Raw genomic sequence first — 9,256 nt, forward strand, 5'->3', positions numbered from 1 at the left:
TCAGTAGAGCAGCCGGCCCTCGGCGGTGGCCACGCCGATGTCGACCCACTGGCTGCCCTCGTTGCCCTTGCTGAAATCCACGCGGAAGCCGCCGAGGTCGAGTTCGCCCATGCGGCGCAGGGCCTCTGCCAGGCCGGTGGGGGTGAGCGGGCGGGCGCGGCGCGCGGCCTCGGAGAAGACCTGGGCCGTCACATAACCTTCGAGGTGGAACGGGGTGTAGGTCTTCACCTCGGGGTGCGAGCGCTGCATCGCCGCGCGGAAGGCGCGCTGCAGCGGCGAGGTCACGCCGTTCGGGTTGGGGAAGGTCTGGGCGATGCCCACGCCGCGCGCGCCCGCGCCGGCCAGGGCCTTGAGCGCCGGTGCCGGCAGGTAGGACAGCGAGAACAGCTGCTGCGAGACGCCCGCCGCGCGCAGCGCGGCGATGCTCTGGCCCATGAACTTGGGCGAGCCGATGACCATGGCCGAATGCGGGTTGCGCGAGGCGATGGCCTGCGCGGCCTTGGTGATGTCGGCCAGCTCCGTGCCCGACTCGGCGCCGATGATCTCCAGCCCCGTGCCCTGCGCGGCCGCCTTGGCCGAGGCCAGGCCGGACGAGCCGATCGGGATGTTCTGGTACAGCACGCCCATGGACTGCACGTTCAGCGCGCGCGCATGCGACACGATCTTGCGGATCTGCTGGTCGTCGCCGGCGCGGATATGGAACAGCTTGGGGTGGCCGGGGTCGCGCAGCACGGCGGCGCCGGGCACGGCGTTGATGACCACGAGGTCCGTGCTGTCCAGCAGCTTGCTGTCCAGCATCTGCTTGAGCGTGGCCGAGCCCAGGGGCGTCAGCAGGGCCAGGGGCTTGCGCGGCATGGCCTCGGCCAGGCGGGCCTTGAAGCCGTCGAAGGTGTAGGTGTCGTCCAGCCGCAGCAGCTCCACCTTGCGGCCGGCGATGCCGCCCTTGCCGTTGAGGTCGTTGAAGGCGGCCGAGGCCCCTTCGTGCAGCTCCTTGGCGTCCGGCGCCGGCAGCACGGTGAACGGGCCGATGTGGGCGACGACCAGGTCGCTGGATTCCTGGGCCCGCGCGATCAGCGGGACGGCGCCAATGGCGGCGGCTTGGAGGACGTGACGGCGGCGCATGGGTCTCGGTGACGGGGTGGAACGAAGGAAACCCCGTACCGTACCCAGGATGCCGCCGCCCGTCGCGCGGCGAGGCCGTTTCGGGGGATGGCCGGCGCTCAGCCCGTTATGGGCGGTTGCCGGTGCGGGCTTTGCCCAACAGCGCGTCCTTGAGTTGCCAGTCGGCCGGCTTGGGGCCGAGCCAGATGCGCAGCAGCGCGTCGAAGAACTCCGGCTCCTTGAAGGGCTCGCCCTCGATCTGCCCGCGCACGGTCAGCACCGCGCCCGTGCCCGGCACCCAGTCCACGGTGAAGGTGTCGCCCTTGTTGAGCTTCTTGTGGGTGGCGAAGATCTGGCTCATGCGCATCACGCCGGGGATGAGCTTGGAGAAGGCCGCGCGGTCCATGTTGTCCTCCATGCCGCGCGAGAACAGCTTGCCCAGCTCGGCCGCGTCGATGTCGCGCAGCATGGTGATGCCGATGCGCTTGGGGCCCATGCTGGCCAGCACGCTTTCGGGCGTGTCGGCCTTGGCCGTGAGGTACAGGCCCGCCGTGTAGACCTGGAACACCGCCTTGTAGCGCACGCCCGCGCCATTGAGCACCAGGGGCTTGCCGGCCACGGTGATGCGGTCTTCCAGCGGCACGCCGGCCACGTCGACGGTGGCGGCCCAGGCCGCGAAGCCGCTGCAGAACAGGGCGCCGGCCAGGGCCAGCGCGCGCCAGGGAAGGGTCCGCATCGGGTGCATCCCAAAAAGTGAACGGTCGTTCGATTTTTGGAATTGTCCCCGCGCCGTCGGCCCCGGTCCAGCGGGTAAGGCTCTAGAACGAAAGCTTGGCGGCGTGATCCGCCGCACGCTCTATGGGCCCGTCGCGGGGCTTTGATATAGTGCGCTCACCATGTTTCGTCCCTGCACGCTCACCCACGGCTCGCTGCCGCGCCTCTTCGGCGGGGGAGCCTGGCCCTGGCGCAAGCCAGCCTGAACGTGCACCCCTCCCCCCGCGGGGACCGGCCGGGCGCCTGAGCGCCGCCGCTCCCCGCAGCGCCTCCCGGCAGCCCGCCTGCCGGACCGATGGAACCCCCCGGCCGCCACCCCCCACCGCTTCGCGGCGGCCCCGGACGGATGGAACGAACATGATCACCGAACTGGAATTCAAGAGCCTGGCCCAGCAGGGCTACAACCGCATCCCGCTGATGCTCGAGGCCTTTGCCGACCTCGAAACGCCGCTCTCCCTCTACCTCAAGCTGGCCCACGGCCGTGGCGATGGCCGCCACAGCTTCCTGCTCGAGTCGGTGGTGGGCGGCGAGCGCTTCGGGCGCTACAGCTTCATCGGCCTGCCCGCGCGCACCCTGCTGCGCGCCAGCGGCTTCGGCGCTGCGGCCAAAACCGAGGTGGTGCGCGACGGCGAGGTGGTCGAGACCGCGCACGGCAACCCGCTGGACTTCATCGCCGCCTACCAGCAGCGCTTCAAGGTGGCGCTGCGCCCCGGCCTGCCGCGCTTTTGCGGCGGCCTGGCCGGCTACTTCGGCTACGACGCGGTGCGCTACGTCGAGAAGAAGCTGGAAGCCGGCTGCCCGCCCGACACCCTGGGCTGCCCCGACATCCTGCTGCTGCAGTGCGAGGAACTGGCGGTCATCGACAACCTCTCGGGCAAGCTCTACCTCATCGTCTACGCCGACCCGGGCCAGCCCGAGGCCTACAGCGGCGCCAAGAAGCGCCTGCGCGAACTGAAGGAAGCGCTCAAGTACTCGGTGAGCGCGCCGCAGGTCAAGCCCACCCAGCACCACCCGGCCGAGCGCGGCTTCGCCAAGGCCGACTACCTGGCGGCGGTGGAGCGCGCCAAGGGCCTCATCGCGGCGGGCGACTTCATGCAGGTGCAGGTGGGCCAGCGCATCCAGAAGCGATACACCGAGTCGCCGCTGTCGCTCTACCGCGCGTTGCGCTCACTCAATCCCTCGCCTTACATGTACTACTACCACTTCGGTGACTTCCAGGTGGTGGGGGCGAGCCCCGAGATTCTGGTGCGCCAGGAGCACACCGAGGACGGCCAGAAGATCACCATCCGCCCCCTGGCCGGCACGCGTCCGCGCGGCGCCACGCCCGAGAAGGACAAGGCCACCGAGGCCGAACTGGTCAACGATCCCAAGGAGCGCGCCGAACACGTCATGCTGATCGACCTGGCGCGCAACGACATCGGCCGCATCGCCAAGACCGGCAGCGTCAAGGTCACCGAGGCCTTCGCGGTGGAGCGCTACAGCCACGTCATGCACATCGTGAGCAACGTCGAGGGCCTCCTGAACGAGGGCATGACCAACATGGACGTGCTCAAGGCCACGTTCCCGGCCGGCACGCTCACGGGCGCGCCCAAGGTGCATGCCATGGAACTCATCGATCAGCTGGAGCCGGTCAAGCGCGGCATCTACGGCGGCGCCTGCGGCTACCTCAGCTACGCCGGCGACATGGACGTGGCCATCGCCATCCGCACCGCCATCGTCAAGGACCAGGTGCTGTACGTGCAGGCCGCGGCCGGCGTGGTTGCCGACTCGGTGCCCGAGATGGAGTGGAGAGAAACCGAACACAAGGCGCGCGCGCTGCTGCGCGCCGCCGAACTGGTAGAGGAGGGGCTGGAATGAGCGCGATCATGAACGACGCCGGGCCGTCCCAAGGCGTTCAAGCCCCCTTGGGGGGCAGTGACCCACGCCCAGCGGGGGGGCGTGGGGGCTTTCGTGTCCTGATGGTGGACAACTACGACTCCTTCACCTTCAACATCGTGCAGTACCTGGGCGAGCTGGGCGCCGAGGTCGAGGTGGTGCGCAACGACGAGGTCACGCTCGATGAGCTGCAGGCGCGGCTCGACGGCGGTCGCATGGACCGGCTGGTGATCTCGCCGGGCCCCTGCTCGCCGGCCGAGGCCGGCATCTCGGTGCCCGCCATCCGCCACTTCGCGGGCCGCCTGCCCATCCTGGGCGTGTGCCTGGGACACCAGAGCATCGGCGCGGCCTTCGGCGGCACCATCGTGCGGGCCAAGGAACTGATGCATGGCAAGACCAGCGAGATCAGCACCACCCAGCGCGGCGTGTTCGCCGGCCTGCCCGAACGCTTCACCGTCAACCGCTACCACTCGCTGGCGATCCGCCGCGAGGACTGCCCGGCCGAGCTCGAGGTCACGGCCTGGACCGACGACGGCGAGATCATGGGCGTGAAGCACCGCACGCTGGCGATCGAGGGCGTGCAGTTCCACCCCGAGAGCATCCTCACCGAGCATGGGCACGCGATGCTCAAGAACTTCCTGGAGCAAGCGCCATGAACACCGTCGATCTCCGCAGCGACACCGTCACGCAGCCCACGCCCGCCATGCGCGAGGCCATGATGGCCGCGCCCCTGGGCGACGACGTGTTCGGCGACGACCCCTCGGTCAACGCGCTGCAGGAGAAGATCGCCGCGCTCACCGGCAAGGAGGCCGCGCTGTTCATGAGCAGCGGCACCCAGAGCAACCTGTGCGGGATGATGGCCCATTGCGGCCGCGGCGACGAGTACATCGTGGGCCAGAACGCGCACACCTACCGCTACGAGGGCGGCGGCGCGGCGGTGCTGGGCAGCATCCAGCCGCAGCCGCTGGCGCAGGACCCGCAAGGCCTCATGAACCCGGCCGACGTGCGGGCCGCCATCAAGCCGGACGACCCGCACTTCGCGCGCACGCGGCTGCTGTGCCTGGAGAACACCTGGAACGGTCACCCCATGCCGGCGGCCTATCTGGACGAGATGGCCGAGCTGGCGCGCGACCACGGGCTGGCCCTGCACCTCGACGGCGCGCGCGTGTTCAACGCGGCGGTGGCCGACGCCGGACCGGGCGGCGACGTGGTCGCGGCGCTGCGCGCCATCACCGGCCGCTTCGATAGCGTCTCGGTGTGCTTCAGCAAGGGCCTGGGCGCGCCCGTGGGCTCGGCGCTGTGCGGGCCGCGCGAGCTGATCGAGCGCGCGCGCCGCTGGCGCAAGATGGTGGGTGGTGGCCTGCGCCAGGCGGGCCTGCTCGCGGCGGCGGCTTCGCACGCGCTGGACCACCACGTGAACCGCCTCGCCGACGACCACGCGCTCGCGCAGCGGCTGGCGCAGGGCCTGGCGGCCATCGAAGGCCTCACGGTGCGCTCGGCGCAGACCAACATCGTCTTCGTCGACGTCGCGAACGGCCGCGGCCCCGACCTGCTCGCCCACCTGGAGCGCCAGGGCGTGCTGGCCACCGGCCTGATCGGCCTGCGCTTCGTGACCCACCTGGGCGTGGACGCGGCGGGCATCGAGCGGGCGCTGGCCGCCGTGCGCGGCTTCTTCGGCCAGGCCCCTTCGGGCCAGGCGCCGCGCCCGAGCGGCACCGCGGTTTACTGAACCGGAGCGAAGCCATGCCCGACCTGCCGCAATTGCTCCTGTTCGTCGCGGCCGGCTGGCTGCTCAACCTCACGCCCGGGCCGGACGTGCTCTACATCGTGAGCCACGGCCTGCGCGGCGGCGCACGCGCCGGCATGGTGGCCGCGCTGGGCATCGTCGGCGGCTGCTTCGTTCACGTGTTCGCGGCCGCCGCCGGCCTGAGCGCACTGCTCGCCACCTCTGCCACGGCCTTCACGGTGGTCAAGTGGATCGGCGCGGCGTATCTGCTGTGGATGGGCGTGAAGCTGCTGTTCTCGCGCACCGGCCGCCTGAACCTGGCCGATGGCCCGCCGCCCGAGACCGACCTGTGGGCGGTGTGGCGCCGCGGTTTCCTGACCAACGTGCTCAACCCCAAGGTCGCGCTGTTCTTCCTGGCCTTCGTGCCGCAGTTCATTCGGCCCGACGCGGCGCACCCGGCGCTGAGCTTCCTGCTGCTGGGCGTTCTGTTCAACCTCAACTCCCTGCCCATCAACCTGGGCTACGCCTGGCTGGCCGCCTGGGCCGCGCGGCGCCTGCACACGCTGCAGCGCGCCATGGGCTGGATGGACCGCGCCGCGGGCGCTCTGTTCATCGGCTTCGGCCTGCGCCTGGCCTTCACCGACCACCCTTCTTCCCGCGCCTGAGGAGACGCCACATGCAACGCATCCACCACATCACGCCGCAAGAGGCACTGCAGCGCACCATCGAGCACCGCGAGATCTTCCACGACGAGATGCTGCACCTCATGCGGCTCATCATGAGCGGCGAGATGTCGCCTGTGATGATGGCTGCGCTCATCACCGGCCTGCGCGTGAAGAAGGAAACCATCGGCGAGATCACCGCCGCCGCGCAGGTGATGCGCGAGTTCTCCACCAAGGTGCACGTGGCCGACAAGACCCACCTGGTCGACATCGTCGGCACGGGCGGCGACGGCTCGCACACCTTCAACATCTCCACCTGCAGCATGTTCGTGGCCGCCGCCGCCGGCGCGCGCGTCAGCAAGCACGGCGGGCGCAGCGTCTCCAGCAAGAGCGGCAGCGCCGACGTGCTGGAAAGCCTGGGCGTCAACATCAACCTCACGCCCGAGCAGATCGCGCGTTGCATCGAACAGGTGGGCGTGGGCTTCATGTTCGCGCCCAACCACCACCCGGCGATGAAGAACGTCGGGCCGGTGCGGCGCGAACTCGGCATCAAGACCATCTTCAACATCCTGGGCCCGCTCACCAACCCGGCGTCGGCGCCGAACATCCTGATGGGCGTGTTCCACCCCGACCTCGTGGGCATTCAGGTGCGCGCGCTGCAGCGCCTGGGCGCCGAGCACGCGGTGGTGGTCTATGGCCGCGACGGCATGGATGAGGTGTCCCTGGGCGCGGCCACCATGGTCGGCGAACTCAAGAACGGCGAGATCGTGGAATACGAGATCCATCCCGAGGACTTCGGCCTGACCATGGCCAGCAACCGCGCGCTGCGCGTGGAGACGCCGGAGGCCTCGCGGGCCATGCTGCTGGGCGTGCTCGAGCGCCGCGACGACCCGGCCTTCAAGGCTGCGAGCGAGATCGTGGTGCTCAATGCGGGCGTGGCGCTGTACGCGGCCAACGTGGTGGCGGACGTGGAGGCGGGCATCGCGCTGGCGCGGCGCACGCTGGATTCGGGCGCGGCGCTGGCCAAGCTCGAGCAGCTCAAGGCCTTCGCGGCCGCGTGAAGGGGCGGGCATGAGCGACATCCTCGACAAGATCGTGGCGGTCAAGCACCAGGAGGTGGCGGCCGCGAAGAAGAAAAAGCCGCTGGAGGCCATGCGCGCCGATGCCGAAAGCCGCGTGCTCACGCGCGACTTCGTCGGCGCCTTGCGCACCAAGGTCGCCGCCGGCCAGGCCGCGGTGATCGCCGAGGTCAAGAAAGCCAGCCCCAGCAAGGGCGTGCTGCGCGAAGACTTCATTCCGGCCGACATCGCACAGAGCTACGCCGAAGGCGATGGCGCCATCGGCGCGGCCTGCCTGTCGGTGCTGACCGACCGCCAGTTTTTCCAGGGCTCGGCCGACTTCCTCAAACAGGCGCGCGCGAGCTGCGTGCTGCCCGTGCTGCGCAAGGACTTCATGGTCGACCCGTACCAGGTCTACGAAGCGCGCGCCATGGGCGCCGACGCCATCCTGCTCATCGCGGCCTGCCTGGACGACGCGCGCATGGCCGAACTCGAGGCCATCGCGATGGGGCTGGACATGGCCGTGCTCGTCGAAGTGCACGACCGCGAGGAGCTGCATCGCGCGCTCAAGCTCCGCACGCCGCTGCTGGGCATCAACAACCGCAACCTAAAGACCTTCGAGATGTCGCTGCAGACCACGCTCGGCCTGTTGCCCGAGGTGCCCACCGATAAGCTGCTGATCACCGAGTCGGGCATCCTCTCGCGCGCCGACGTGCAGACCATGCGCGCGGCGGGCGTGAACGCCTTCCTGGTCGGCGAAGCCTTCATGCGGGCGCCGGAGCCGGGCCTGGCGCTGGCCGAGCTGTTTGCATGAGGCTGCACAACGCCGACTTCGCCCACTGGCCGGTCGCGCCCGGCTGGGCGCCCGTGGTGGACGCCTTCGCCGCCTCGCCGGCCGGCGAGGCGCTCTCGGCCTTTCTGCGCGCGCGGCTGGCCGCCGGCGCCACCATCTACCCGCCCGAGCCGCTGCGCGCGCTCGCGCTTACCCCGCCCGATGCCGTGCGCGTGGTGATCTTGGGGCAGGACCCGTACCACGGCCCGGGCCAGGCGGAGGGCCTGGCCTTTTCTGTCGCCCCGGGCGTGAAATGGCCGCCGAGCCTGCGCAATATCTTCCTGGAGCGCCAGCACGACCTGGGCCTGCCGCCGCCTCTGAACGGCTCCCTGGTCGGCTGGGCCGAGCAAGGTGTGCTGCTGCTCAACACCTGCCTAACGGTCGAGGACGGTGCTCCAGCCAGCCATGCTGGTCGTGGTTGGGAGGTGCTTACTGACGCTGTGATCCGCCATGTGGGGGCGTCAATGGGCCCGAAGGCCTTCTTGTTGTGGGGGGCTCATGCCCAGAAGAAAGCGGCCTTGATCGATGCGCGGCACCACTTGTTGCAAGCCAACCACCCGTCGCCCTTGTCGGCCCGCCGCGGCCCGGTGCCTTTTCTGGGGTGCGGGCATTTCGGCGCCGTCAACGCCTGGCTGGCCAGCCAGGGCGCCGCGCCGATCCAGTGGTGAAGTCCCATCCGGGGTCACTGGGCGGCGGCCATATTTCCATGGCATAATCGTCGGCTGCGCTACGGAGGGGTGCCCGAGTGGCTAAAGGGGGCAGACTGTAAATCTGTTGGCTTACGCCTACGCTGGTTCGAATCCAGCCTCCTCCACCAAAGCGCGACCGATGTGGCATGCCAGCCCGGGCGGGAGTAGTTCAATGGTAGAACCCCAGCCTTCCAAGCTGATGACGCGGGTTCGATTCCCGTCTCCCGCTCCATGTCCTGTCGGTGGTGGGTGAAAGTATTCCAGGCGACGGCCTTGCCGCCGGCGCCTTGGCCCATGTGGCTCAGTGGTAGAGCACTCCCTTGGTAAGGGAGAGGTCGCGGGTCCGATTCCCGCCATGGGCACCAGTTGCTTGATTGGGTGTTTCGGCAATTTCGTTTTTGGAGCTGAAGAAATGGCTAAGGAAAAATTCGAGCGGACCAAGCCGCACGTGAACGTTGGCACGATCGGGCACGTGGACCACGGCAAGACGACGCTGACGGCGGCGATCACGACGGTGCTGGCGAGCAAGTTCGGCGGCG

General features: G+C 69.5%; 10 protein-coding genes and 3 tRNA genes. 11 read left to right on the forward strand and 2 right to left on the reverse strand.

Annotated features, from left to right (window positions below; all coding sequences use genetic code 11):
* Both BHU06_RS16555 and BHU06_RS16560 read right to left on the reverse strand, forming a co-directional pair.
* Entirely contained in the window at nt 1-1,122 is a 1,122-nt protein-coding gene (locus BHU06_RS16555; RefSeq protein ID WP_070400305.1) for an ABC transporter substrate-binding protein, read from the reverse strand.
* A 106-nt stretch (nt 1,123-1,228) separates the two neighbouring features.
* Complete coding sequence (locus BHU06_RS16560; protein WP_070400306.1) at nt 1,229-1,837, reverse strand: chalcone isomerase family protein; 609 nt, start codon at nt 1,835-1,837, stop codon at nt 1,229-1,231.
* Nucleotides 1,838-2,232: 395 nt separating this feature from the next.
* Between BHU06_RS16560 and trpE the strand changes: the two genes are divergently transcribed.
* The 11 genes from trpE to BHU06_RS16615 form a co-directional block, all read left to right on the forward strand.
* The gene (gene trpE / locus BHU06_RS16565) at nt 2,233-3,732 is read left to right on the forward strand and encodes an anthranilate synthase component I (RefSeq protein WP_070400307.1); all 1,500 of its coding nucleotides are present in this window, start codon (nt 2,233-2,235) and stop codon (nt 3,730-3,732) included.
* Nucleotides 3,733-3,833: 101 nt separating this feature from the next.
* Nucleotides 3,834-4,406 (forward strand): aminodeoxychorismate/anthranilate synthase component II, encoded by a 573-nt coding sequence (locus BHU06_RS16570; protein ID WP_070400308.1) that lies wholly within the window; start codon nt 3,834-3,836, stop codon nt 4,404-4,406.
* Nucleotides 4,403-5,479 (forward strand): low-specificity L-threonine aldolase, encoded by a 1,077-nt coding sequence (gene ltaE / locus BHU06_RS16575; protein ID WP_070400309.1) that lies wholly within the window; start codon nt 4,403-4,405, stop codon nt 5,477-5,479. Before BHU06_RS16570 ends, ltaE begins: the two co-directional genes overlap by 4 nt.
* A 14-nt stretch (nt 5,480-5,493) precedes the next feature.
* Nucleotides 5,494-6,141: a LysE family translocator gene (locus BHU06_RS16580; RefSeq protein ID WP_070400310.1), complete on the forward strand. Its 648-nt coding sequence runs from the start codon at nt 5,494-5,496 to the stop codon at nt 6,139-6,141.
* A gap of 11 nt (nt 6,142-6,152) precedes the next feature.
* A complete protein-coding gene (gene trpD / locus BHU06_RS16585) occupies nt 6,153-7,199 on the forward strand; it encodes an anthranilate phosphoribosyltransferase (RefSeq protein ID WP_070400311.1) in 1,047 nt (348 codons plus the stop codon).
* A 10-nt stretch (nt 7,200-7,209) separates the two neighbouring features.
* Complete coding sequence (gene trpC / locus BHU06_RS16590) at nt 7,210-8,010, forward strand: indole-3-glycerol phosphate synthase TrpC (protein ID WP_070400312.1); 801 nt, start codon at nt 7,210-7,212, stop codon at nt 8,008-8,010.
* Nucleotides 8,007-8,696, forward strand: coding sequence for a uracil-DNA glycosylase (locus BHU06_RS16595; RefSeq protein ID WP_070400313.1), 690 nt, complete (start codon nt 8,007-8,009; stop codon nt 8,694-8,696). The genes trpC and BHU06_RS16595 overlap by 4 nt, the downstream gene beginning before the upstream one ends.
* Before the next feature lie 63 nt (nt 8,697-8,759).
* A tRNA-Tyr gene (locus tag BHU06_RS16600) sits at nt 8,760-8,845 on the forward strand.
* Between the two features lie 30 nt (nt 8,846-8,875).
* A tRNA-Gly gene (locus BHU06_RS16605) sits at nt 8,876-8,949 on the forward strand.
* Between the two features lie 58 nt (nt 8,950-9,007).
* Nucleotides 9,008-9,082 (forward strand) — tRNA-Thr (locus BHU06_RS16610).
* A 47-nt stretch (nt 9,083-9,129) separates the two neighbouring features.
* On the forward strand, nt 9,130-9,256 hold a 127-nt coding region (locus tag BHU06_RS16615; protein WP_236640437.1), incomplete at its 3' end, for a GTP-binding protein.

It is taken from the genome of Hydrogenophaga sp. PML113, from assembly GCF_001777155.1.
GTDB lineage: Bacteria > Pseudomonadota > Gammaproteobacteria > Burkholderiales > Burkholderiaceae_C > Hydrogenophaga > Hydrogenophaga borbori.